Here is a 24921-nt window from a genome sequence, read left to right on the forward strand (position 1 = left end):
CCCCATTGTAGAGCCATCTGTTGAAAGACTGGTACATTTAGCAACATCCGTTTTCCGCGGAACAAGAGGCTTCTGCCTGCCCACCATCAAAAGGCGCCAGTCCCTTGGTCACCTTCGGATCACGAAGTGTTGACGTGTTACAACCAAAGGTTACTGCTCGTGCCAGCGGTGGCTCATTAACACTGCGCAACCCCAGAAAAGCGCCCTGATAAGGCGCCCGCATCATCAAACCAAAGGTTTTTGCACAGACTGCGACCCGTTCACCGCGTCGGTACACATGTCCATCATCGTCCTGCACCTCAAGCCAGGGGCCGCGACACATTACGGCCTGCCCCAACTCCCAGCATGGACCCTGCTTGCCTTTGTAGGCCTTAATGCTGCACATCCGCACGTCTACATCACCAATTCGGTCAATGATGTTTGCTGCCGTTGACCAGTGAAACGTAATGCCGTGGAAACCGGCTTGCTGAAATGCAGCTATTACAGCTGACTCCGAGGGTATTTGAAGGGCTGCTCCGACAGGAGCTGATTTAACGCTATGGCGGGCGGATACCGGTTCATCACCTACCAACAGAGTACAAATTATACTGCCGGTTGCACTCAGTGTGCGAAATGCCTCTGACATCAGCTTGCTTTCATGGTCGACATCGACGCGGTTAAGGGTAAAATCCATGAACAGGTGATCAGCCCAGCCGTCTGCGACTGCGGGTGACCGCTCAGCGCTGGATCGCAGTTTTTCCTCCAATGCGAGGTAGGCATCGATATCACGCATCACAGCGCCCTGAAGCAGTAACTCAATAGCCTTAGCGTCACGAGACAAATCGGCAAGCGCTACCAGGCGAATCCCACTGGCATTATCCACCAACGCGGTGCTGGTGCGAAGTCGTCGCGGATCACTGTCCGCAATGATCAATTTGCCGCGTATACTGCCTGCACAGAGGGACAACAAATCGGAATAAGCCGCTCCCCACCATAGGATGTTGGGCGTAAAACCAAGCTCATCTGTGTCCTTGAGCTGATTACCCAGAACAGTGGCGGCATGGTACAGCTCGCGCTGCCAGAGATTCAGTCTCAACGCTGCGGTCTCAAGCATGCTCATTGACGTTAATGTCCCGGGTGTTGGAGTGTTCGCGGTATTCAATATGCTCCGGCAAGTCTGCACCAAAGCGCTCATAGTAGCGCGGTATGAGTACAGATGAAGAGACAAATCGATCCTGACAGATTTGCAGTGTGTCCAGGGTTGTTTCGGTAAAGCTCAGCCCATGCTGGCACAAAGCCTTGAGCCATTGACGATCAAACTGCCAGGGATAAGCGCCGATTTCGAGATTAGTTTGGGCAAAGATCAGATAGCTCCGCTGGCGAACATTTATTGCTTTAAGATCAACCGCCTTGAAGCTTTCGTAAAAGATCACCGTCCTGGGCCTTAGTACTTCACAGAACAGTCGCCATATATCTTTCATGGATGGAGTGATCTGGTTATCGACTACCAGATTCACGTATTCACTTTCAGGCACCCATCGAACGATACTTGCCACACTTGATTGGAACACATCCTGATGCAACAGGTTGAGGGCTTGGTTTGTGGCTACTGTATGCAATTCAGCATGATGGCGATCGCTAAGCAGTCTCTCGATACCCATCCACTGTTGATAAAGGCCATAGCGCTTACCGCTGTACCGACCATCCACTGAGCTACCGATAACAACCGAGGGTCTGATAACGACAAAAGGAATACCACACTGCGCAACCACACGCTCGGCGGCTCGTTTGGTCAAGGTATAGTTGGTTGGATCGCTTCGCGGCTCAGGCAACGCCGTTTCTGATATGAGTTCACCGGAATAGCCTGCCGCGTAGGCCGTCGAAACGAAGATAAAAAAACCCACGCCGGCGCCTTTCGCTGCGATTGTCAGCCTTGTAGTGAAATCAACGTTTATGGCCTTCAACGCTTCATTGTCAAAGTAATCAAGGCAGCCTGCGCAATGGATCACGGTATCAACTTTACCTGAGCGGAGCATGTCCTCGAGCAATTCTACCGACGCTGTCTCGGCACCCTGCCAATGAACGATAGTCAGACGCATCTGAAATTTGTCTGGAATCCGGCCCAAGGCCATCAGCTCACGCTGAATTTCTTGCGGAATGTTGTCGCCAGTATTGCTTTTCCGGGTGGGGATAATCACGTGATCCGCCCAACCATCGCTCAGCAGTTGAGCTGCCATGAGTGAACCGAGATGCCCCGTACCTCCAGTGAGCAGGACGCGTTTGCCGCGACGTGGCGTCTGAAGCGGCGTTTTCATTGAATCCCCTGAAGTGCTGCGTCTTTTTTGGTTTCAGTCGCTTTGGACAGTGCGTTCAGTATCATTGCCTGATCTGGCGCACCACCATAGGAGACCAACGTCTGGTCAACGATGATAATCGGAAATGCGCTGAGGCCATGCGTCATAAATAGCTCGGAAACCTGGCTGGCAAGCTCTCCTGCTTTTACGCTCAGCTCTGCTGAAATTTTTGGCAGAATGGATTGGGCCGTTGTTACGGTAATGGTAATGACTGGCCAGTCCAGCGTAGTTTCCGCTAACGCATTGCGCGCTGTCGCTTCGATCTCCTCATCCACCTGCGACGTGCCGGGCATGCAGCAACTGGCAGAGACCACCACGATGGCATCGGGACCCAGTGCACGTTTGACCTGATTAATGTCTTCTTTCGACGTTTTTTTGAAGAAATCGAGCATGTCTTACCCTCTTTGTTTGATTGGTTACACCACAAATGCGACAGCCAGTCCGAGAACCAATGCGCACGTAATGACGGTCAGCGTGTGAGCTATCACCAGTGGGAGTTTGAACAACCTGAACAGCAGCATGACCTCGGGTAGGCTGGTTCCTATCGCGGACACCAGAAAGGTTACAAGCGGTCCAACCGGGAAACCTTTCTCGATGAGCGCCAAACCGATTGGCAATGCGGTGATAGGCGAAATGTAGAGTGGCACGCCCAGCAGTGCGCATGCCAGGTAGAGCCAGCCAACCGGCAATTGATCGAGCAGACTCACCAGTGCTTGCTGCGGTACAGCGCCATAGATCAAGCCCCCAATCAGCAAGCCCACCAGCAGATAAGGCGCGACGGTGCGCAACTCCTGCTTTGCCGCTAGCCAAGCAAAGCGTGATGAGGGTTTCCAGCCCTGCCATTTCGCTGCAGCTTGACCCAGAAAAGCGGCACTGCTTTGTGGGGTTGGTTTCAGCGTGACGTAACGTGCCAGCCCAAAACTGCCTGCTGTCACGCCAGCTGCAGAGGTCAAAACCAGGCCCAGGAAAACAAACACGACAGCCGGGATAATACCCACAGTGAGCAGCAGCAAGATAAATACACCCTCGCTCACTACGGGTGAGGCCACCAAAAAGGCAAAACTCGGCACGAAGCCAACTCCTGCCCTGAGCATTCCGCTCAGCACAGGAATTGTTGAGCAGGAACAGAAGGGAGTTAGTACTCCACCGATACTGGCAACAAATGCCGATCGCCAACTGGAGGAACCCATCAGTGAACCTTGTGCCGCCTGAAATGAGACCCGCTGTTGCAGCATCACGACCGCCCAGGTGATCAACAAAAAAAGTCCAACAAGCAAGGCACCGTCCATGAGCAAAAACTCAAAGAACGGGCGAATACCTTGCATTAAGGTGGTTGTGCCGAACATGTAAGCCCTTCCTGAGCTGTCGAGCGCAGACGGGGTAAACGCCTTAAGCGTTAGCCATATCTGCATGCATGGACGGTGTGCCGCCATAGGTTTGCATTGACTCGATCAGAACGGCGGTTACCGCAGGATCGAAATTGGCCCTATCGAGCGTTTCTACGTAGGTGTCCAGTGCTTCGATACGAATTCCGTCGATATCTGTTTTCATGAACCACTGGGGCTCAACGATTTCACGCATGACGTTGTAGTCGTGACGCTTGCCCAGACTGGCCAGCATCAGAATGTGCTTGGACTCCTCGTACGCTTGTTTGACGGTTTCGATCTTGCTCTCGGTGTCCGGCATTAACGGAACCATTTCGGAATAATTCTCAATAGCCATGACCTCACCGGCGATGGCATTGGAGGCAATGTACGCAAGCAGGTTGAAATAACCATCGCTTTTGTCGTGTTCATTACCAAGTTCATCGCGGCGGCTCGCCGCTCGCAAATTGGCAGGTCCGGACTGAGTTGACTCTGTATGACTGGACATCTCGTTCATGTTGCTTCTTCCTATCAGGCTTCAAGGACAATCCCTTGAGAACATGATCGGATGTGATGCCCCAGCAAAACAATAGAACATATATTCTATTCAGCCTGTATGCCTTTTCACATTAAGGCGGCGCCCATCAGCATTGCCGGCTCAAGCACAATGTCGGCGCTGCTAAGTGAAATGGGCAAGGCCTACGAACAAGAAACTTCCGGTATAAGAATCGATGTACAGTCAGGCGGTAGCTCCCGAGGCGTCATGGATGTTCGGGCCGGCACAGCGGCACTGGGCATGGTTTCTCGAGAGCTGAAAGCGGAGGAAGGGGATCTTCACAATGTTCTGATCGCCCGCGACGGCATCGGCATGATCGTCAACGCAGACAATCCTGTCACTGGTCTGAGCAAAAAGCAGGTCATCGATATTTACACCGACCGAATCACCAACTGGAAAGACGTCGGTGGCGATGATCTGGCCATTACTGTGGTGAGCAAAGCAGAGGGACGTTCAACACTGGAAGTATTCAGTGACTATTTCGGCATTTCCTACCGACAAATACGCCCCGACGTCATCATTGGCGACAACCAACAGGGCATTCAAACCGTTGGCAGCTCAGTCGCTGCGATCGGTTATGTGTCTATTGGCTCGGCAGAGTACGAGGCGGAGCAGGGCGCCGCTATTCGCTTGATTGCGCTTGACGACCAGTTTCCATCTACCGAGAGTGTGGCGTCGGGCGACTACCAGATCAGCCGCGAGCTGAATCTGGTTTATAAAGAGCCAATCACCGAGCAGATCCGGGACTTTTTAACGTTTACCCGCTCCAGTAAGGCGGCTGAACTGGTCAGCCGCATGTATTTTATTCCGGTGACTCCATGATCGTCAGTCCCTGCTGAGCTGGCGAACCCATGACACCCGCGACCCTTTCAGTGACCTCATCAAAACGACAAGGATGGTTATTTTGGCCAGCCTTGAGCCTGCTCGCCTTGATGGCTGCACTGGTCATCTTTCTGATCGTCGCTTTCCTGCTGCGAGAAGGTTCCCCGCTGATTGCGCAGGGCGGAATCGCCAGGTTCTTTACCGACGACGGCTGGTGGCCGCTCGAAGCAAGTTTCAACATGACTCCCATGTTGCTGGCTAGTCTATACCTGACCATCGGTGCACTTTTCGTGGCAACGCCACTCGGCGTGGCTATTGCTCTTGTCACGACATTCAAGGCTCCCGCGAGACTTGCGCAACTACTGCGTAACCTGGTGGAAGTCAGTGCTGCGATACCGACTGTGGTCTATGGTCTGTGGGGTGTGACCTCAATCGTGCCTATTTTGAACATGTGGAGCTCCCCCGGCGCCAGCCTGTTGGCTGGCATTCTGGTGGTAGCCTTAATGATTATTCCAACTATAACGATCCTGACCCAATCGGCACTTCAAACAGTACCCCAGGCCTACATTCAAGGTTCTGCTGCGCTTGGCGTGTCGAGCAGTCAAACCCTGCTCCGAGTTGTCATTCCCGCCTCCAGCCAGGGCATTTTTTCCGCGATGGTACTCGGCGCTGCCCGTGCAATAGGTGAAACCATGGTGGTGCTAATGGTCTGCGGCAATATTGTGCAAGTGCCGACGTCGCTGTTTGATCCGGTGCGCACGTTGACTGCCAATATCGCCTTAGAAATGCCCTATGCCATGGGTGATCACCGCGCCTCCCTGTTCGTTGCAGGACTCGTTATGTTGCTGCTGGTCAGCGCGCTGGTGGCCTTGGGATACTCAATTCTGGCAGGCGGGTTGACGCTGGCTTGCATGATCTTGCCTACATTGGCACGTTCCATGGCCTTTTCCCTGGAGTCCGCCGCTTCTGCTCATCGCGCTGGCGGAACTGCACTAGGGCTATCGCGACAATCAGTTTTATGGCACGTGCTTGTACCGGTAGCCCTGCCCGGCATTTGCGCAGGCATTGTACTGGCCTTGACCAGAGCCCTGGCAGAAACCGCCGTACTGCTGTTCACCAGCGGCTATTCGGACCGTATGCCCGAATCACTTCTGGATTCCGGCCGCAGTATTTCTGTGCACATTTACGACCTTTCAACCAACGTACCAGGCGGCAGCCCCAATGCTTATGGTTCAGCCCTCGCGCTTCTGTTGCTGCTGGCCATGCTCAGTTTTAGTGTGCATGCCATAACACGCTGGATGCAGCTGCGCATGACGGGCACCACAACACGGAGTCACTAAATGATGAACAATGAGCATCGTGCAATTACGCTTGTGCCCCCGGCAAACACCGCTCCGCGTGCGCCCGAGAACATCACTCAACTGAATGTTCTAGCGGGCGATTACATCGAAATCGAAAATCTGTCGGTGAGCTATGGCAACTGCACCGTCGTGGAGAAGGTGACGCTGCGCGTTCAGCGTAACTCAGTCATGGCATTGATCGGTCCGTCCGGATGCGGAAAGTCCAGCCTGCTTTACTGCTTGAACCGTCTGAACGATCTTGTGCCTTGCTGTTCCGTGGAGGGGTCAGTCAACTTCAGCTGGATGGAAACCAAGCTTTTGGGGAAAAACTCAACCCAGCTGCGCCGACAGGTCGGGATGTTGTTTCAACGCCCCAACCCTTTCCCGTTCTCGATTCGCAAGAATCTTGAATTTGCCCTAAGGCAGCATGGTATCAAAGCCCGTATCGAGATCAACAACCTTATTGAATCCGCGCTACGCGAAGTCGGCTTATGGGACGAGGTTCACGATCGGCTCGACAGTTCAGCCATGGCTCTGTCGGGTGGTCAGCAGCAACGCCTCTGCCTTGCGCGCGCTCTGGTAATGGATCCAGATGTGTTGCTGATGGATGAACCCTGCAGTTCTCTGGACCCGATGTCGACAGAGAAGATTGAAACGCTGATTCGCAACCTGTCCAAGCGAAGAACCATTGTCCTGGTTACCCACAGCTTAAGTCAGGCACGGCGTGTGGCTGATGAGGTAGCAGTATTCTGGAAGGTTGATGGGGTCGGCAAGTTGATTGAGTGTGGCAATTCCAAGGACGTGTTTGAGCGACCTCAGCATCCCTTGACTAAAACCTATTTAGAGTTCGCCTGAACCGCGCTGCAGCTCTGTCACCACAGCTTGGTATATCTGTTCCATTGTCGACTGAGCGCTGCAATTCCTACTATAGCAACATGAAAACACATGTCCCTGATCCGTTAGATTATCCCCATGCGCGAGTGCAATCGCTCCCGCTTCATGTTCACGATCTACTGAAACATGTCGTGCTGCAGCAGGGCATCTGTGTGCCCAGGGGAACCGGCGAGCTTATGGCCCGCGGACACTGGGTTGCCCATTACCCCAGCGGTAACGGTGAGTGGCTGGCCACGGGCGACTTTGCGATCCTGAACGACAGTGCCCAGCTGGAAATTATCGATCGAATGGAGGATGCCTTGATCAGCAATGGCAACCCCCTGTGTTCAGCGCTGATTGAACACCAGGCGCGATTGGTCCCCGGTGTCGCAGATGCTGCGTTGCTGGTCACCGGGCTCGACAACGGTCACTGCGTGTTGGCCTGGATTGCCGCAGCCGACTCTGATCCTTCCGCAGTTGATCTTGAACTGCAACAACAGATTGCCAGTGCTTTCGACGGCTGAAGCCCAACGCAATGCAAGCGGGTGGACAGTTTTCCCTACACCCCGTCTGCAAAGGTTCAGAAGCACCTGCTTAAAGCCCAAATCGCCCGCCTTCATAACAATAACGAGGCTTTAACTCCCAGTTTTTCCTGCCGAGGTCATGAGTCATGACAGACATAACTAAAACACTCACAGCAGATCCGGCTGAGCACAGCGATAGCCCACTGCCCCTCGAAGGTTATCTGAGATGGGTGGTTAACCACCGGCTTTGGATCATCATGTTGATACTGGCGCTGTCAGCCTTTTTTGGTTTTTTTGCGGCCAAACAACAGGTCATTATCAATCCGGCCGCTGTGGTGCCGCAAAGCCATCCCTATATCATCGCAACCAACACCATTGAGCGAATTTTTGGCTCGAAATACCTGGTTGTGATTGGCCTGACGCCAACCGAGGGCAATGCCCTGCAGCCTCAGGTACTGGAGGCGGTAAGACGCATTACCGACGATCTGTATGGCGCCTCCTCAGTGACCAATAAGACACTGCTCAGCCTGTCATCCCGGCAAGCCAAAAGCATAGCCGGTCATGCAGAAAGTTTCGAGGCCAGGCCCTTGCTGGCTGAACCGATACCCCGCACGACAGAAGAGCTTGCAGCCCTGAAAGCCACAATTATGGCCAACCCCATCTACCGCGATGCGGTGATCTCAAGTGACTGGCGTACTGCTACCATAATGCTCGAGCTGAAGGAAAACCCCAATGGTTTTGGCGCTATGCTCTCGGAAGTGCACGAAATTCTGAGTCGGGAAGACCTGCCGGGCATCAACATTTCCCTGAGTGGCAATCCGGTTTTTCTTGAGCAGGCAGAAGTGTTTGCAGACCGCATAAACTGGCTGTTTCCTATCGCTGTACTGGTCATTGGCCTGTTGCACTTTGAAGCCTTTCGAACTGTTCAGGGTTTGATTCTGCCTCTGGTCACGGCCGTGCTGTCGGTAGTCTGGGGCGTCGGCATCATGGGTTTGATGAAGGTACCCATGGACATTTTCAACTCGCCCACGCCGATTCTGATCCTTGCCGTGGCCGCCGGGCACGCTGTGCAGTTGTTGAAACGCTACTACGAGCATTTCATCGACTTGGTCAATGTACAGAACATGGCACCACAGGCGGCCAACCGCCTGGCCACCATTCAGTCTCTTGTTGCGGTAGGCCCAGTGCTGGTGATCGCCGGTGGCATTGCCGCGCTGGGGTTCTTTTCATTGGTGGTATTTGAGCTGGAAACGGTGCGAGCCTTTGGTATTTTCACCGGCATCGGCCTGCTCTCTGCCGTGGTGCTGGAGTTCACCTTTACGCCGGCTGTGCGTGCCAGTTTAAAGCCGCCGTCGGCAACCCATATTGATACTGAAATGAAGCCGCGCATCTGGGATCGTCTGGCCGGCCGCATCGCCCAAACGGTTGTCAGCTCGGTCAGTCGTCGATGGGTGTTATTGCTCTTTGTAGTACTGATAGGCGTGGCTGTTGCTGGCTGGCCCAAAGTGCACGTCGACAACTCAAGCAAGAGCTTTTTCTCTGACTCGTTGCCCATCCAGCAGGACGATAATCTGCTCAACGCGCAAACCGGCGGCACTAATGTGCTGTACATCATGGTTGATACCGGACAGCCCGACGGCATCAAGGACCCGCAGATTCTGAATGCCATTCGTGCACTGCAGGTTGATGCCGCCGCGCGTCCGATAGTCGGCAAAACCCTGTCTATCGTTGATTTCGTTCAGCGCATGCATCAGGCCGCCCTCGGTGACCCGACGCAGCCTGTGCCGCTGCCCGATGATCAGGATCTCATCGCCCAATACCTGTTCCTGTACTCGATGTCCGGCGACCCTGAGGACTTTTCGGCCCATGTCGACTACGACTATCAACGAGCAAAGATCTCGATCATGTTACGCACCAACAGCAATGCTGAAATCGATCAGCTGGTCACTGAACTGAGCACCTTGGCCAATCAACGCTTTCCCGAACACGTGACCCTGTCCTATGGCGGGGAAGTGGCGCAAACGCTCGCCGTAACTGACGTCATGGTGCACAGTAAACTTTTGAATATCGGTCAGATTCTTACTGTGATCTTTCTGGTAGCAGTGATTGCCTTCCGCTCGTTTATTGCTGGTTTGCTGGTTCTCTCGCCGGCGCTTGTGGTGTTGTCAGTGGTGTTTGGTGTAATGGGCTACTTCGGCGTGCCGCTAAACATCCCCAATTCACTGATCTCAGCCATGGCGGTGGGTATCGGTGCCGATTACGCGATCTACCTGATTTACCGCATTCGCGAATATGCCAAGCAGGGCCAGAGTTTGCCCCACGCTGTCGAAATGGCCATTAAAACCGCTGGCAAAGCCTGCCTTTTCGTCGCCACAGCCGTCGCCGGCGGTTATGCCGTCCTGATGTTTTCCTACGACTACAAGGTTCATATGTGGCTCTCCACCTTTCTCGTGCTGGCCATGCTGACCAGCGTTTTGGCAACCCTGACGCTCATCCCGAGTGTGATTCTGACCTTCAAACCAGCCTTTATTTTTCGCCGGCGTTCCGGTGATGGCGGCGCTGTGCTGCTAATCATCCTGGCGTCCATCGGGTTCCTCACATACTCCCAGGTGGGTTGGTCTGCTGAGCAGGGGGCAGTGGAAATTATGGAGCGCAATGCTGCGGTAACACGCTTTAGCACCTCCACAGCGGAAGCGGAATTTGTCTTGCAGAACAAGAGCGGATCAACCCGCACGCGCCGGTCAAATATGGCCTCCAAGCTCCAGGAGAACGGCCAGGACACCATGCGCCTGGTCCGCTTCAACGCCCCGGCAGATATTCGCGGCACCACAACGCTGTTGATTGAACACACTGCCGCCGACGACATGTGGGTCTATCTTCCAGCTATGCGTCGGGTACGCCGCCTTGTGGCCTCCAACAAAAAGGACAGTTTTATTGGCACTGACTTCAGCTTCGGCGATGTGATGGGCCATAAAGTTGATGACTGGCAGCACAGCCTGCTGAGACAAGAATTGCGCGGCGGCGTCGAGCACTACGTCATCGAGTCACTGCCTATCAACGACAACCTACGCACCCATTCCGGCTATGCCAAACGGGTTACCTGGGTACGCATGGACAACTTTGCCACGACCTATGTGGAAGCCTTTGATGTACACAGCCAACCCTACAAGACCTTCAGTTTCTCCGATATCCAGCAAGTTGATGCCGAGCATGACAAGTGGCAACCGATGCGCGCCCGATGCACCAACTTGCAAAGTGGTCACAGCACAACCATCAGCTTCAGTAACTTCAAGGTCGGTGAGCCGCTCAACGACAAGCTGTTTTCCGCGAATAATCTGGCTATAAATTAAGGTACAAACGATGCGCCAATCTCAATTGTTACGCTGGGGAGCCGGCGCGCTGGCAACGCTGCTGATTACAACCCAGGGGTACGCCAGTTCGCCGCAGCTGAACGGTGAAATCACCTCAGGCCTGTGGTCATCCAATCGCATGCTGGACGACAGGCATGCGGTGTCCTCCAGTCGTCTGAAGCTCAATTACTATTGGCAGGCCTCCGACAACCTGCAACTGCGTTCTTCGCTCTCGGCACGCTCTTCACAAGAGCGGCTGAATGACAAGCGCGAAGGTGCCGGGGTAGATGAACTCTATATCCGCAACAGGGATTGGCCCTGTACTGCGGCGCTAGGCAAGAAACTGGTCATCTGGGGGCGAGCAGACGGTATCAATCCGACCGATCTGGTGTCACCCACCAACTACCGCCGCCTGACCCCGGAAACCAACGATCAGCGTACCGGCAACTGGGGCCTGCATCTCGATTGCGCCGCGGGTCAGGGTCGGCTGCAAATGCATGTGCTGGATCGTTTTCGCTTCAATGATGTGCCCTTGCGCGTAACACCCGGTGTGCAGTTTATTGAGCAAGATCCGAGCGTGCGCCCGACTCTGGCGATTAAGTATGACGTGCTCGCCTCCAGCGCCGATTGGTCAGTAAGCTTTATCGACGGGCACGACCCTTTTCCCACGTTCGCGTTACGCAATATTACACCCCAGGGCACCACTCTGGGCCAATACGCCACGCGTATGCGCATGCTTGGCAGCGACCTTACTCTGGTGCGCGGGGAAACTGCTTACAGAGCCGAGATTGCATGGGTCGACTTCCAACAGGCATCGGCTGCATCGGTTGCTCGCCGCAGACCTTACATCTCACTGATTGCCGGTGCCGAATGGTATCTTGGCGATCGCGAAACACTGTCGCTGCAGGGCTTCTTGCGACACTTGCGGTCGGTTTCAACGCCATCCAGCGATCCGCTGCTGAAACAGGTTCAGGAGGCGCAGTCACTTGTCAGCAACGAATTGGATACCAGCCAGTATGGAGTTACCTTCAGGTATGCCAGACCCTTGCTCGACTCAAAGGCAACTATGGATATCTTCGCGGTATGGACAGAGCCCCGGGGTGACTGGATGCTCAGAGGACGATTGAAGTACGCTTTGACGAACAGCTGGCGCATCAATACTGGTTTCGAGTTTTTTAGAGGCCCGGGGAATGCGTTCCTGGGGCAGTTGCGAAAAAATTCGTTAACCTTCGTCGAGGCAAGTTACCTGTGGTAAATCGATTGCAAAGCCTGCGCGTTTAAAACGGAGATACCCCCATGCAAATCTTGTTCATGTGTACCCATAACAGCTGTCGCAGTATCTTGTCTGAGGCTCTATTCAACCATTTGGCACCCGCCGGCATGACGGCAGTGAGTTCGGGCAGTTGGCCTAGTGGCCAAGTGAATGTCAGAGCACTGAAAACCCTCGAAGCCGCATGCATTTCAACCGACGGATTGACCAGCAAGGCATCGGATGTCTTCGAGCACTCACCACCAGATATTGTCATCACTGTGTGCGATCGTGCTGCCGGCGAGGCCTGTCCGGTCTTCTTCTTCGGCCCTGCACTGAAATTTTCAGAGGTGATCTGTGTAGACGAACGAAACCGATCAACGCTTCTGATAAGCCTCGGCCCAGGCCAGAGCAGCTATTGCAGGAAGGGGTTTGCTGTAGAAAAAACCCTGAGCCTGCTCACAACCCATTTCGATCAGTTTGTCCTGCATGGCCTGGGCTTCAATGCCCTCTGCCACTACCCGGCGCTTGAAGTTCTTTGACAAACTGATGATGGATTTTACGATCATCTCATCATCCGCATTGTTGAGCATGTCGCTAACAAACGAACGGTCGATCTTGATTTCCTGCGCCGGCAGGCGGCGAAAGTGGTCCAGCGAGGAATAGCCGGTACCAAAATCATCAAGGGATACTTGCACGCCCAGATCCCGGCATTTCAACAGAATGCCCATGATTCTTCCTGGATCGTTTAACGCCGTGGTTTCCAGCAGTTCAATAATCAGGCGCGAGCGTACATCTGGATCGCAGTCCTGCAAAGCCGCCTGCAAATCCTCTACAAAACCATCGCTAAGAAGATGCGTCGGGCTCAGGTTAATACTCAGAGAATAAGGCAACCCCAGCTGTTTCCATTGCTGCAGTTTGGCCACCGCGTCGGTAATGACAAACCGGCCCACCGCCGCGGCGTATTCAGTGTGCTCCAATTGTGGCAAAAAGCTGATCGGCCCAAGTAATCCTTTCTCTGGGTGATTCCAGCGAATCAAGGCCTCGAAGCCGTCCACCCGATGGTTAACCAGAACAATTTTGGGTTGAAGGTACATTTCAAACTGGCTTTCGCCCAGCGCCTTGGCGGTCTGCTCTAAAACCCGCACCTGCTCAACCCGGCTCACATACGTTTCGACATCAAAAATGCTGTAGCGATTGCGACCGGCATCTTTTGCCGCGTACATAGCCTGATCAGCATGCCTCAAGAGCAGATCCGGTGCGGACTGGTCCCTTGGGTATAAGGTAACACCCATACTGGCCGCAAGATCAAGCGTGACATCCTGGTGGTTTATCGGGCGCCGAATCGCTTCAAGCATACGCTCGTAAACCGCGTTATTTTCGACATCACGGATAATGGCTACAAATTCATCACCCCCCAAGCGGGCGATAATGTCGCACTCGCGAAGAACGTGCTGAAGCCGCGCAGCAACGGTTTTCAAAACCGCATCGCCTACTGAGTGACCGTAGTTGTCATTTATCTCTTTAAAACAGTCCAGGTCAATAAAACAAATGGACAGGGCGCCTTGGCGTTGGTCCGCGAGCGTCAGCTCCTGTTCGAACAGTTCGGTTAACCGCCTGCGATTGGGCAAACCCGTCAGAGGATCGAAATTTGCTGCCTGTTCAAGACCTTTCTGGTGTTCCTGCCGCTCCTTGTACATGCGTTTACGCTCAATCAACTGGCCCACCGTCTGCAACAGCGGCTCAAGCTCGGTGGCCAATTTATTGGTGTACCCCTCCGGGCGGTTGGCAAGCCCCACCAGACCAACACGGTTATCACCGGAAAATATGGGAACGCCCATATAACGGGTAATCTGCGGGTGGCCGGTTGGCAATTCCCCAGCCTGGCTATCGCTTTCAAACCCGTCACTTATCAACACGTCGTCTGACAGCATTGATGTATCGATCAGGCTATTCAGCCGTTCGAACAACAAACCCCTTGTTTTACGCTGCTGAGAGCGATCTGCTGATTCCGGGCTCCACGAAATATCGGTTATCGCGCCTACGCGTAGATAAGGGCTATTGTCGCTATTGGTCAGCATCTCGCCGATAAATCCGAACTGGCTGTCGGTCAACACCAGCAGATCGCTTAACAGAATTTCAAACGCGGCATCCTGATCGTCATCTGTGTGGAAAGTGTTCTGGGCCCGGTGAATGGCGCGGTTCAGCCGCGACACTGGAACCTGCTTTTGATATTGCGATGCGTGGTAAAAGCGCTCCACTTCATCTTCAATCAGGCTGGCGAGCGTTCTTAATACATCCAGCTCGTGTTCCGGAATGTCACGCGGTTTACGATCCATAATGCACAGAGTGCCCATTTTGAACCCACCGGGCTCCCGCACGGGCATACCGGCATAAAACCGAACGTGTGGTTCACCAGTCACCAGAGGGTTGCTGCAAAAGCGTTCATCTTTGGTTGCATCCGGGACGACGAACACCGAATCCTGCTTAATGGCGTGGTCGCAAAAAGCGACGCAGCGCGGTGTCTCGCTAACATCCAGACCACGTTTAGATTTGAACCACTGCCGCTTTTCATCCAGCAGTGAAAATAAGGCAATAGGGGTGCTGTAGAAGCGCCGCGCCAGGTTAATCAGGCGATCGAAGCGTTCTTCTGAACCTGTATCCATGATCGTCAGCCGCTCAAGTGCAGCGAGACGGCGTTTTTCCAGAGTTACTGGATCCACAAGCTTCCTCCCATAGTGCCGGGTAGATAGTGCTGCGGCCGTCTAAATCGACCGTCCTGTAATTTACGACTGAACCCTATATGCCGTTCGAGGTGTTCTCGGCATCAAGTATTCGCTCTAAGCACTTATCCACAGACTGTTTGCCATGCACAGTGATACTGACCGAGCTCGGCAGGCGCTAACGTGCCATTAACAATACCATGAATTTCACAGTTTGAGCTTTGGGTAAGCTGAGCCAGACTGCACATTTCGCAGCCTTCAATGCAGAGCCACGACCATACTCACTGGTGCGCGCAGCATTAATCGCCATAAATTAGCTTGCTATGTACATAGCCATAGATCCGCTGCCAGACAAGGGTATCGGCGGTTTATGCCTGGTCGATCCGCGAGGTTAAGCTCTTGAAAAACAGCGCTTTCAGCCACTTTCTTTTATCCCCCATGACACATCCAAGCTAGAACCTGGCGCTGGCAGAAGGGGATAGCAACGTACACAAGCTTGTGATGCAGCGAAAATCTAAGATACAGCCTGCAGCTTAGCGATGGTTTTTTGCGCCAACGGTGACAATTCTGCGCCTTCGCTGTTGGCGTAAGCGATCACCTGCTGCTTCATGCTGCGAGCCCAAAATTTCTGTAGGTGGCCGGCGGCAACGTCGGTCACCTGGTCGTCGTCACCATGATGTAAATTGTTGGCAATAATTTGGTCGATCATTTTGATCAGGTTGGTTAATTGCTGGTCACTCACAATGTATTCTCCTGAACGGTGTCATCGCTTCCGGTGTAGATGACGTGGCGGCCCGGGCGGGCAAAGCCGATAAGGTTCATGCCGCTTTCGCGGGCTTCTCGGATAGCAAGAGCCGTTGGCGCGGATACCGCCACCAACGTGCTGATGCCAACGCTGGCGCTTTTCTGCACCATTTCAAAACTGGCGCGGCTGGAGATCAACGCGAAACCTTTGTCAAAAGCCTGATCGCCACCCTCACGCAGGCGAGCTCCGATCAACTTATCCAGCGCGTTATGACGGCCAACGTCTTCTCGTGCCTGAACAATCTGCCCGCGGCTATCGCACCAGGCCGCCCCGTGGGTGGCACCGGTTTGCAGCTGTAATGGCTGGTGATTCTTCAAGCTATGAAGCGCAGCCTGAACCGCGTCGTCTGCCGGTAGCGGCTGCGCCGGAACCCGGGCAATCGCCCGCGCCACGTGGGCCAAAGATTCGGTGCCACAAAGCCCGCAACCGGTGCGTCCCACCATGTTGCGGCGCTGCTCGCGCAAGCGCGCATAACAATCACCCGCAATGTGCATGTCTATTTCTACGCCGTTTTGCGTGGGTTTTATCTCGATGCTGAACAGTTGCTCTGGCTTTTCAAGAATGCCCTCGCTGATGCTAAAGCCCAGAGCAAAGTCTTTAAGATCGCAGGGCGACGCCATCATCACCGCATGGGACACGCCGTTGTACACCATAGCCACCGGCACTTCTTCGGCGACCCAGTCTTGGCCTGGCGCCCTTTCAATACCACCGCGCACGTTCACCATCGCCGCACTCACCGGTGCAGGGCATTCACCAGTGAGTGCGGCTTTGGCGTCAGGCGATCCGTTATTTGAGGGCGCTGACATGGGCATCACCCGAGTGCTCCCTAGCCGGTTTCGCAAAATCCTGCTGGCGCTTGTCAAAGTCGACAAAGTTACGCTGCCAGTCAGATGGCTGGGACACTTTTTCTACCTGCACGGCGGTCACCTTGTATTCCGGGCAGTTGGTGGCCCAGTCCGAGTTGTCTGTGGTGATGACGTTGGCACCGCTGCCCGGGTGGTGGAAGGTGGTGAAGACCACGCCCGGTAACATGCGGGTGCTAAGCTTCGCCCGCAGCACGGTGTGGCCTACGCGGCTGCTGATACCCAGCCAGTCGCCTTCTTTTACACCGCGCAATTCGGCATCACTGGGGTGCAGTTCCAGCAGGTCTTCCTCGTGCCAGTCGCTGTTAGCGGTACGCCGGGTTTGTGCGCCTACGTTGTACTGCGACAATATACGGCCGGTGGTCAACAACAGCGGGAAGCGGCGGCTGGAACGTTCTTCGGTGGCCAAGTATTCGGTCACCGCAAAGCGGCCCTTGCCAATGGGAAAGTCCGAAGTGTGCATAGTGGGCGTGCCATCCGGATGTTCGTCGTTACACGGCCACTGAATGCTGCCCAGCCGTTCCAGCTTGTCGTAATTCACGCCGGTGAATGACGGCGTCAGCGAGGCGATTTCGTCCATTATTTCAGACGGATGGCTGTAATTCATCGGATAGCCCAGGGCGTTCGACAGCGCTACAGTAACTTCCCAGTCTTCCATGCCGGCAATCGGCTCCATCACTTTGCGCACGCGGTTGATACGGCGCTCGGCGTTGGTAAAGGTGCCGTTCTTCTCCAGGAAGGTGGAACCCGGTAACAAAACGTGAGCAAACTTGGCCGTTTCGTTCAGGAAAATATCCTGCACGATCAGGCAATCCAGGGCTTTCAGCGCTGCTTCCACGTGATGGGTGTTGGGGTCTGACTGGGCGATGTCTTCACCCTGCACGTACAGCGCTTTAAAGGTACCGGCGATGGCGGCGTCAAACATGTTGGGAATACGCAGCCCGGGCTCGTGATCGATCTCCACACCCCACACCGCCTTAAAGCGTTCGCGCACTTCCGGGTCGCTGACGTGCTGATAGCCCGGCAATTCGTGGGGGAAAGACCCCATATCGCAAGAGCCCTGCACGTTGTTCTGGCCCCGCAGCGGGTTCACACCGCCGCCTTCGCGGCCGATATTGCCGGTGGCCAGCGCCAGGTTGGCGATACCCATCACCATGGTGGAGCCCTGGCTGTGCTCGGTAACGCCCAGTCCGTAATAAATCGCGCCATTTTCGGCTTCGGCGTAAATTCGCGCCGCTTCCCGAACCTTGGCGGCCGGTACGCCGGTGACTTCTTCCATGGCTTCCGGTGAGTTGCGCTCCTCGGCAATAAAGGTGCGCCAGGCGTTGTAGGCCTCCGTATCGCAACGGCTGTTTATAAAATCTTTGTCTTCCAGGCCCTCGGTTATCACCACATGGGCCATAGCGTTTACCATGGCCACGTTAGTGCCGGGGCGCAGCGGTAAGTGCAGACCTTCATCCGCGTGAGGTGTTTTCAAAACGTCGATGCGGCGGGGGTCAATCACCACCAGCTTGGCGCCCTGGCGCAAGCGCCGGCGCATCAGCGAACCAAACACCGGGTGGGCGTCGGTGGGGTTGGCACCAATCACCACGATGGCGTCGGCTTTCATTACTGAATCAAACGTCTGAGTACCGGCGGATTCGCCCAACGTGGTTTTTAAACCGTAACCGGTGGGGGAATGGCACACTCGCGCGCAGGTGTCGGTGTTGTTGTTGCCGAACGCCGCCCGCACCAGTTTTTGCACCAGATAGGTTTCTTCGTTGGTGCAGCGTGAAGAGGTAATGCCGCCAATGCTTTCACGGCCGAACTCGGCCTGAATGCCCTTAAGCTTTTTGGCGGAGAACGCCAGTGCTTCGTCCCAGGACACCACTTGCCACGGGTCGTTGATGGATTCGCGAATCATTGGTTCTTTGATGCGATCTTTGTGAGTGGCGTAGCCAAAGGCAAAGCGGCCTTTTACGCAAGAGTGGCCGTGGTTCGCCTCGCCGCCTTTATAGGGCACCATGCGCACCACCTCTTCACCTTTCATTTCGGCTTTGAACGAGCAACCCACGCCGCAATAGGCGCAGGTGGTGATCACGCTGTGGGTGGGTTGGCCGGCCTCGATCACGCTCTTTTCCATCAGCGTAGACGTAGGGCAGGCCTGCACGCAGGCACCGCAGGACACGCATTCGGAATCCATAAACGGATCGTTCTGGCTGGCAGAGACTATAGAATCAAAGCCGCGGCCTTCGATGGTCAGCGCAAACGTGCCCTGTACTTCTTCACAGGCGCGCACGCAGCGTGAACACACGATGCATTTGCTGGCGTCGAAACTGAAATACGGGTTTGAATCGTCAATTTCTGCGTCCAGATGGTTTTTGCCATCAAAACCGTAACGCACTTCCCGCAGGCCCACCGTGCCGGCCACATCCTGCAACTCGCAGTCGCCATTAGCCGGGCAGGTCAGGCAGTCCAGCGGGTGGTCAGAGATGTACAGCTCCATGATATTGCGGCGCAATTTTGCCAGCTTTCCGGTCTGGGTGGTCACATCCATGCCCTCAGACACCGGCGTGGTGCAGGAAGCCGGATAGCCACGGCGACCTTCGATTTCTACCGCACACAGGCGGCAAGAGCCAAAAGGTTCCAGGTTGTCAGAGGCGCACAGCTTGGGAATGTTGATACCCGCAAGAGCCGCCGCCCTCAGCACCGAGGTGCCCTCCGGTACGGCAATTTCGCGCCCGTCGATAGACACCGACACCAAGGTTTCGGAGACCCTTGCCGGGGTACCGAAATCAAAATCGGGATTCAGGACGCTCTTGCCGGCTTCGTAATTTTGGGTGCCTGGATCGTAATAGTGCAACATGTCATGCCTCCACTGGGCGCGGGTTGGCCATCAAGTCTTCGGGAAAGTGTTTCATCACGCTTTGTACCGGGAAGGGCGTCATACCGCCCATGGCACACAGCGAGCCGTCTACCATGGTTTCGCACAGTTCTTGCAGCAACACCAAGTTGTCATCACGGTTGGTACCGGCACGGATGCGGTCAATCACTTCGACGCCGCGCACTGAGCCAATTCGGCAAGGCGTGCACTTGCCACAGGATTCAACGGCACAGAACTCCATGGCAAAACGGGCCTGCTCGCCCATATCCACTGTGTCGTCAAACGCCACTACACCGCCGTGGCCAATGCCTGCGCCCAATTTGGCGAAAGCTTCGTAATCCATGGGCGTATCCCACTGACTTTCCGGCAAATACGCCATTAACGGGCCGCCTACCTGCACCGCCCTCATGGGCCGGCCAGTAAAGGTACCGCCGCCAAAATCTTCCAGCACTTTGCGTAAACTTGCGCCGAAGGCCAGTTCAATCAGGCCTCCGTGTTTGATGTTGCCCGCCAGTTGAATGGGCAGGGTGCCCAAAGAGCGGCCCATGCCGTAGTCTGCGTAGGCTTTGCCGCCGTGGGCCATGATGTAGGGTACGGCGGCCAGAGACAGCACGTTGTTCACGACTGTAGGCTGACCAAAAAGACCCTTTATGGCAGGTAGTGGCGGCTTTGAGCGAACCAGCCCGCGCTTGCCTTCCAGGCTTTCCAGCAGCGAGGTTTCTTCGCCGCAAATATACGCGCCGGCGCCCAAGCGAACTTCCAGACGGAAGCTACGGCCGTTACCGCAGACGTTATCGCCCAAATAACCGAGTACTTTGGCTCTGCGGATGGCTTCGTCCAGCATCTTTTGCGACAGCAGGTATTCCGAGCGCACGTAAATAAAGCCCAGAGTGGCACCGACCGCCAAGCCGGCAATGGTCATGCCTTCTATCAGCATGTAGGGGTCGCACTCCATTACCAGACGGTCGGCGAAGGTGCCGGAATCGCCTTCATCGGCGTTGCACACCACGTATTTCTGCTGGTTTTGGGGCTCGTCCAGCACGGTCTGCCATTTTATGCCGGCCGGGAAAGCGGCGCCGCCACGGCCGCGCAGGCCAGACGCTTTTACTTCATCCACAATGCCCTGAGTGGTCAGCGCAGCTGCTTTTTTCAGGCCGGCAAAACCGCCGTGGGCAATATAGTCTTCAATACAAATCGGGTCGGTAATGCCAATGCGGGCGAAGGTCAGGCGCTGTTGTTGCTGCAAATAAGAGTGCTGGGAAATATCGCCCAGAAACAGCGGGTGTTCGGGGTTACCGTCAAACAAACCGGAGGCCACCAGCTCATCCACCTGTTCCGGTTCCACCGGGCCATAAGCCACGCGGCCATAGGGAGTTTGCACTTCCACCAGAGGTTCCAGCCAGAACAGTCCACGGGAGCCGTTGCGCACCAGATGAAGCTCGATGTTTTTTTGAGCTGCTGCCTGTTGAAGCTTCTGTGCTACGCGGTCTGCGCCCAAAGACAGGGCGGTGGTATCGCACGGCACATAAATTGTTGTTGTCATGGAGTTTGCTCCTGCCTTTATTTTAGCTGAAGAACAGACGTTGTGAGGGCGTCTACCAACTGGTCGAATTTCTGCGGCGTTACGCGGCCGATAATGTCATTGTTCACACGGATAGACGGGCCGCAGGCGCAGTTGCCCAGGCAATACACAGGCACAAGAGTGAACTCGTTGTCGGCGGTGGTATCGTGATAGCCCACACTCAGGCGTTCCTGAACATGACGCTCAAGAGCGCGCCCACCGCGAGCTTGGCAGGCTTCGGCACGGCACACCTCCAGCAGATTGCTGCCGGACGGGTGAGTGCGGAAATGGTGGTAAAAAGTGATAACACCGTGAATGTCGGCGCGGGTCTGCTGCAACATTTCCGCAATAATGGGTACAGCACCTTCCGGCACATAACCAACGCGGTCTTGTATGGCGTGCAATATGGGTAGAAGCGCACCAGGCTTGTGCTGAAGGGCTGCGACTTCCTGACGAATAACATCAGGGTTCCAATCGCCGGCAACAGGCGTGGACATAACCGCCGCCTTTGGGTCGGCTGTCTCTGACATATGCATAATTGTTCCTACCTGTTTTTATTTTGGTACAGTAGTGGATCGCTCAATAGTGCCTAAACTAGCACTCTGCCCCAACCTACGGAATATGAATAAAAGTGCATAACAAAAAATTGAACATCTCACCCGCCTGGATTTTTAGCACCGCTAACGGCGAACTGTTTGAGCCGGTTCTGTTTCGCCTGCTGAAAGGCATCCGCGACACCGGTAAACTCACCGCAGCGGCAGCAAGCGCGGGTATTTCTTACCGCCACGCCTGGAACCTGCTTAACCGTGGCAGCCATATTATTGGCTTACCACTGGTCATCATGCGTAAAGGCCAAGGCTCCCAGCTGTCGCCCCTGGGCGAAAAACTGCTGTGGGCAGAGCATAGGGTCGGCGCGCGCCTAGGGCCGCAAATAGACAGCATGACGGCCGAACTGAATGACCAGATTCAGCAACTGCTGGCCAACACAAAACCAACACTGCGCCTGCACGCCAGCCACGGTTATGCGGTGGCGCTGTTGCCTGAAGTGGCAGACCAGCTGAACATCAACCTTCAATACCGTAATCCTGCAGAAGCGATTTCGGCGCTCAATCGCGATGAATGCGACATCGCCAGCTTTCACCTGTCTACTTGTCCGCAGTTGGCTCGCCAAATTTTGAGCCACTACCGGGATTTACTCAGCGACGGCAGCCATCGACTGATTCGTTTTGTGACCCGGCGCGAAGGCCTGATGCTGCGCAAAGGCGAACATTCGCAGGTGCGCAGCCTGAAAGACTTCAGCCAATCCGGGTTGCGCTTTATCAGCCGCGACCTGCATTCCGGTACCCGTATCCTGTTCAATCTGCTGTTAGAGCAGCAGGGGCTGGATGCAAACAGCATTAACCGCAGTGGCCAGCAGGAATTCACCCACACCGCCGTGGCGGCGTTTGTGGCCTCCGGCATGGCCGATGTGGGCTTTGGCGTGCAGGCCGCGGCCGAACAGTTCGGCCTGGACTTTTTGGAACTGGCCTGCGAGCACTATTTGCTGATCTATCGCCCAGAACACCTGCCGCAAAGCACGCTTGACCACCTGATAGAGCTACTTCGTGCGCCCGAACTGCTTGAGCGCATCCATAGCGTTCCAGGCTATCAGCTCGACCAACCCGGCCAGATTACGGGGTTCGACGAGCTGATCGCTTCCGACCAATAGCCTGGAACCGGCCGACCCTGCTCGTTAAAACAACGCTGCCGCTTTAGCCAGAGCAATGTACAAGCCGATCAGGAACGGTATACCTACCGCCATCCAGGCCAGCACACCGGTAATCCCGAAAGCTCCACGAGCGGCGGTTTGGGCGTGAGACGACACACCGCTGTCGCGCTGCAACCTACGCTCGCCTTCCAGCTCTTCGTCGGTCATGTGCAGTGAATGGTCTACCGGCTTGATCAGGCTGTTACAGATCAGACCCACCACCAACAGCCCCGCCATAATGTACAGCGTGCGGTCGTACACCAAAGCTGGCTCTATTCCCGCCTCCAGTTGCACCTCGCGGATCAACGCGATAATCACCGGCCCAATAAGCCCTGCTGCCGTCCAGGCGGTTAACAGCCGGCCATGAATCGCACCCACCATCTGAGTGCCGAAAATATCGGCCAGATACGCGGGTACCGTGGCGAAACCACCGCCATACATACTCAGGATCACGCAAATGGAAATAACGAACATGCCCGCCATACCCAGGTGTCCCCAGGTGGGCAACAGGCAGTACATGGCAATGCCGAGCACAAAAAAGACGAGATAGGTGTTTTTGCGGCCGAGCTTGTCAGACAGCGACGCCCAGAACAGGCGACCAACGCTGTTGAACAGACTGATCAGGCCAACCAGCCCGGCAGCGGCTGCTACAACGGCGGTTTTCTGAGCGGCAGTGAGCGCCACTGCAGAATCCTTAATGCCCACAAGAGCGCCGCCGAAAACATCCTGCAGCATGGGGCTGGCCATGGAAATCACCGCAATACCCGCTGTTACGTTCAGAAACAGCACGCTCCAGATCATCCAGAACTGATGGGTTTTCCAGGCTTTGCTCAGGTGTACGTGGCCATGAGTGATCATGGCATTGGCCTGTTTACCCTGGGGTGATTCCCAACCCGTTGGCTTCCAACCATTGGGTGGCACGCGGAAGCCCAGAGCGCCGGCCATCATCACAAAAAAGTAGATAACGCCCATCACCATTAACGTGCTGGCCACGCCTTTGCCACCATCCGCCGAAAAGTAGCCCATCAGCCAAACCGCCAGCGGGGCGCCCACCATGGCACCGCCGCCGTAACCCATAATCGCAAAGCCGGTCGCCATGCCGCGGCGGTCGGGGAACCATTTAATCAACGTAGACACCGGGGTGATGTAACCCAAACCCTGGCCAATACCACCCAGCACACCGCAGCCCAGATACAACAGCCACAGTTGATGGGTCATCACACCCACGCCACCCAGAATCATACCTCCACCCCAGCATACCGCAGCGATGGCGCCGGCTTTACGCGGGCCGGCGTGTTCCAGCCAGGCGCCCCACACCGCGGCTGAAATGCCCAGCATGGCTATAAAAATACCGAAGGTGTAAGTCACATGGCTGACGGCCCAGTTGCAGGACGTGGTTGTCATGGCCTGAAGTATGCCGATATCGGCGCAGGCCACCGGGTCTGCAGTCGTCACCAAATTGGCCATGGGCAGCCAAAACACCGAAAAGCCGTAGGCCATGCCGATGCAAAGATGAATCGCTAGCGCCGCCGTGGGCACCAGCCAACGATTGAAATTGGGGCCTGCAACCGTGTTCTCACGGTCAAAAAAACCGGGTTTGGAGCGCGCCTCGTCGCCGTTTTGTAAACGGTCCTGTGTTATGCCGTCCATCAATCACCTCTATTTTGTTGTTGTCATTTTGTTATTTTTCACAGATTAAAATTGATCGCCCAGCACTGACATATGCACACGGAAACATATATTACTGACTGACAAACAAGCGAGGCGGAGTATTGATGTGATTCTTTAGATAGTCAAACAACAAATAGGTATTTAACCTATGAATTTTTATGCCTATTTAAACCTATCGGCAACCGCCCTGTAACGCCCAAAAACAACGCCAGCGACAAACCCGGCGTAACCCGTTTCAACTCTGCTTGTTAACCGTGCCGGCTATGGGCAGACTTAC

Annotated in this window: 19 protein-coding genes and 1 pseudogene; 8 read left to right on the top strand and 12 right to left on the bottom strand. The window is 55.0% G+C overall.

What is annotated here, in order from left to right:
- Positions 1 to 37: 37 nt before the first annotated feature.
- From ATG98_RS06985 to ATG98_RS07005, 5 genes are read right to left on the bottom strand one after another with little or no spacing between them, the layout of a single operon-like run.
- Positions 38 to 1099, bottom strand: a complete 1062-nt coding sequence (locus ATG98_RS06985) for a hypothetical protein (protein ID WP_098422489.1) — start codon at positions 1097 to 1099, stop codon at positions 38 to 40.
- On the bottom strand, positions 1086 to 2294 hold the full coding sequence (locus ATG98_RS06990) for an SDR family oxidoreductase (protein WP_098422490.1): 1209 nt from the start codon (positions 2292 to 2294) through the stop codon (positions 1086 to 1088). The genes ATG98_RS06985 and ATG98_RS06990 overlap by 14 nt, the downstream gene beginning before the upstream one ends.
- A complete protein-coding gene (locus ATG98_RS06995; protein WP_098422491.1) occupies positions 2291 to 2725 on the bottom strand; it encodes a hypothetical protein in 435 nt (144 codons plus the stop codon). The genes ATG98_RS06990 and ATG98_RS06995 overlap by 4 nt, the downstream gene beginning before the upstream one ends.
- A 24-nt stretch (positions 2726 to 2749) precedes the next feature.
- Positions 2750 to 3679 carry a permease gene (locus ATG98_RS07000; protein ID WP_179888075.1) on the bottom strand — a complete coding sequence of 310 codons (930 nt, stop codon included), beginning with the start codon at positions 3677 to 3679 and terminating at the stop codon, positions 2750 to 2752.
- Positions 3680 to 3722: 43 nt separating this feature from the next.
- Positions 3723 to 4214: a hypothetical protein gene (locus tag ATG98_RS07005; RefSeq protein ID WP_098422493.1), complete on the bottom strand. Its 492-nt coding sequence runs from the start codon at positions 4212 to 4214 to the stop codon at positions 3723 to 3725.
- 99 nt (positions 4215 to 4313) lie between these two features.
- On the opposite strand from ATG98_RS07005, the gene ATG98_RS07010 reads away from it, so the two are divergent.
- From ATG98_RS07010 to ATG98_RS07040, 7 genes and pseudogenes are all read left to right on the top strand, one after another.
- Complete coding sequence (locus tag ATG98_RS07010; RefSeq protein ID WP_098422494.1) at positions 4314 to 5075, top strand: phosphate ABC transporter substrate-binding protein; 762 nt, start codon at positions 4314 to 4316, stop codon at positions 5073 to 5075.
- Positions 5076 to 5104: 29 nt separating this feature from the next.
- The gene (pstC, locus tag ATG98_RS07015) at positions 5105 to 6415 is read left to right on the top strand and encodes a phosphate ABC transporter permease subunit PstC (protein ID WP_098422495.1); all 1311 of its coding nucleotides are present in this window, start codon (positions 5105 to 5107) and stop codon (positions 6413 to 6415) included.
- A complete protein-coding gene (locus ATG98_RS07020; RefSeq protein WP_218925845.1) occupies positions 6416 to 7270 on the top strand; it encodes a phosphate ABC transporter ATP-binding protein in 855 nt (284 codons plus the stop codon).
- 191 nt (positions 7271 to 7461) lie between these two features.
- Positions 7462 to 7812, top strand: a complete 351-nt coding sequence (locus ATG98_RS07025) for a long-chain fatty acid--CoA ligase (RefSeq protein ID WP_143751444.1) — start codon at positions 7462 to 7464, stop codon at positions 7810 to 7812.
- Positions 7813 to 7958: 146 nt separating this feature from the next.
- Positions 7959 to 11162 carry an outer membrane lipoprotein-sorting protein gene (locus ATG98_RS07030; protein ID WP_098422497.1) on the top strand — a complete coding sequence of 1068 codons (3204 nt, stop codon included), beginning with the start codon at positions 7959 to 7961 and terminating at the stop codon, positions 11160 to 11162.
- A 10-nt stretch (positions 11163 to 11172) separates the two neighbouring features.
- A complete protein-coding gene (locus ATG98_RS07035) occupies positions 11173 to 12417 on the top strand; it encodes a hypothetical protein (protein ID WP_098422498.1) in 1245 nt (414 codons plus the stop codon).
- A 41-nt stretch (positions 12418 to 12458) separates the two neighbouring features.
- Positions 12459 to 12752, top strand: a pseudogene (locus ATG98_RS07040) (arsenate reductase ArsC); the annotation flags it as partial.
- Between the two features lie 36 nt (positions 12753 to 12788).
- On the opposite strand, the gene ATG98_RS07045 reads toward ATG98_RS07040, so the two are convergent.
- The 6 genes from ATG98_RS07045 to ATG98_RS07070 form a co-directional block, all read right to left on the bottom strand.
- Positions 12789 to 15134, bottom strand: a complete 2346-nt coding sequence (locus ATG98_RS07045) for an EAL domain-containing protein (protein WP_098420211.1) — start codon at positions 15132 to 15134, stop codon at positions 12789 to 12791.
- Positions 15135 to 15648: 514 nt separating this feature from the next.
- Positions 15649 to 15876 (bottom strand): formate dehydrogenase subunit delta, encoded by a 228-nt coding sequence (locus tag ATG98_RS07050; protein WP_098420213.1) that lies wholly within the window; start codon positions 15874 to 15876, stop codon positions 15649 to 15651.
- Positions 15873 to 16745: a formate dehydrogenase accessory sulfurtransferase FdhD gene (gene fdhD / locus ATG98_RS07055; protein WP_228706049.1), complete on the bottom strand. Its 873-nt coding sequence runs from the start codon at positions 16743 to 16745 to the stop codon at positions 15873 to 15875. The genes ATG98_RS07050 and fdhD overlap by 4 nt, the downstream gene beginning before the upstream one ends.
- Positions 16726 to 19647, bottom strand: coding sequence for a formate dehydrogenase subunit alpha (gene fdhF, locus ATG98_RS07060; RefSeq protein WP_098420217.1), 2922 nt, complete (start codon positions 19645 to 19647; stop codon positions 16726 to 16728). Before fdhF ends, fdhD begins: the two co-directional genes overlap by 20 nt.
- Position 19648: 1 nt before the next feature.
- Positions 19649 to 21208, bottom strand: coding sequence for a formate dehydrogenase beta subunit (locus ATG98_RS07065; RefSeq protein ID WP_098422499.1), 1560 nt, complete (start codon positions 21206 to 21208; stop codon positions 19649 to 19651).
- Positions 21209 to 21225: 17 nt separating this feature from the next.
- The gene (locus ATG98_RS07070; protein ID WP_228706050.1) at positions 21226 to 21756 is read right to left on the bottom strand and encodes a formate dehydrogenase subunit gamma; all 531 of its coding nucleotides are present in this window, start codon (positions 21754 to 21756) and stop codon (positions 21226 to 21228) included.
- A 101-nt stretch (positions 21757 to 21857) separates the two neighbouring features.
- Between ATG98_RS07070 and ATG98_RS07075 the strand changes: the two genes are divergently transcribed.
- Positions 21858 to 22934, top strand: coding sequence for a substrate-binding domain-containing protein (locus ATG98_RS07075; RefSeq protein ID WP_098420223.1), 1077 nt, complete (start codon positions 21858 to 21860; stop codon positions 22932 to 22934).
- 24 nt (positions 22935 to 22958) lie between these two features.
- Here the strand turns inward: ATG98_RS07075 and ATG98_RS07080 are convergent, their stop codons facing one another.
- Positions 22959 to 24623 carry an OFA family MFS transporter gene (locus tag ATG98_RS07080; RefSeq protein ID WP_098422501.1) on the bottom strand — a complete coding sequence of 555 codons (1665 nt, stop codon included), beginning with the start codon at positions 24621 to 24623 and terminating at the stop codon, positions 22959 to 22961.
- Between the last annotated feature and the right edge of the window lie 298 nt (positions 24624 to 24921).

Source organism: Marinobacter sp. LV10R520-4 (assembly GCF_002563815.1).
Classification (GTDB): Bacteria; Pseudomonadota; Gammaproteobacteria; order Pseudomonadales; family Oleiphilaceae; genus Marinobacter.

What these genes read in the sequence shown, in the direction of transcription:
- ATG98_RS06985 (WP_098422489.1), bottom strand. Translation starts at nt 1,099, where the DNA reads ATGAGCATGCTTGAGACCGCAGCGTTGAGACTGAATCTCTGGCAGCGC.
- ATG98_RS06990 (WP_098422490.1), bottom strand. Translation starts at nt 2,294, where the DNA reads ATGAAAACGCCGCTTCAGACGCCACGTCGCGGCAAACGCGTCCTGCTC.
- ATG98_RS06995 (WP_098422491.1), bottom strand. Translation starts at nt 2,725, where the DNA reads ATGCTCGATTTCTTCAAAAAAACGTCGAAAGAAGACATTAATCAGGTC.
- ATG98_RS07000 (WP_179888075.1), bottom strand. Translation starts at nt 3,679, where the DNA reads ATGTTCGGCACAACCACCTTAATGCAAGGTATTCGCCCGTTCTTTGAG.
- ATG98_RS07005 (WP_098422493.1), bottom strand. Translation starts at nt 4,214, where the DNA reads ATGAACGAGATGTCCAGTCATACAGAGTCAACTCAGTCCGGACCTGCC.
- ATG98_RS07010 (WP_098422494.1), top strand. Translation starts at nt 4,314, where the DNA reads ATGCCTTTTCACATTAAGGCGGCGCCCATCAGCATTGCCGGCTCAAGC.
- pstC (WP_098422495.1), top strand. Translation starts at nt 5,105, where the DNA reads ATGACACCCGCGACCCTTTCAGTGACCTCATCAAAACGACAAGGATGG.
- ATG98_RS07020 (WP_218925845.1), top strand. Translation starts at nt 6,416, where the DNA reads ATGATGAACAATGAGCATCGTGCAATTACGCTTGTGCCCCCGGCAAAC.
- ATG98_RS07030 (WP_098422497.1), top strand. Translation starts at nt 7,959, where the DNA reads ATGACAGACATAACTAAAACACTCACAGCAGATCCGGCTGAGCACAGC.
- ATG98_RS07035 (WP_098422498.1), top strand. Translation starts at nt 11,173, where the DNA reads ATGCGCCAATCTCAATTGTTACGCTGGGGAGCCGGCGCGCTGGCAACG.
- fdhD (WP_228706049.1), bottom strand. Translation starts at nt 16,745, where the DNA reads ATGTCAGCGCCCTCAAATAACGGATCGCCTGACGCCAAAGCCGCACTC.
- fdhF (WP_098420217.1), bottom strand. Translation starts at nt 19,647, where the DNA reads ATGTTGCACTATTACGATCCAGGCACCCAAAATTACGAAGCCGGCAAG.
- ATG98_RS07065 (WP_098422499.1), bottom strand. Translation starts at nt 21,208, where the DNA reads ATGACAACAACAATTTATGTGCCGTGCGATACCACCGCCCTGTCTTTG.
- ATG98_RS07070 (WP_228706050.1), bottom strand. Translation starts at nt 21,756, where the DNA reads ATGTCAGAGACAGCCGACCCAAAGGCGGCGGTTATGTCCACGCCTGTT.
- ATG98_RS07080 (WP_098422501.1), bottom strand. Translation starts at nt 24,623, where the DNA reads ATGGACGGCATAACACAGGACCGTTTACAAAACGGCGACGAGGCGCGC.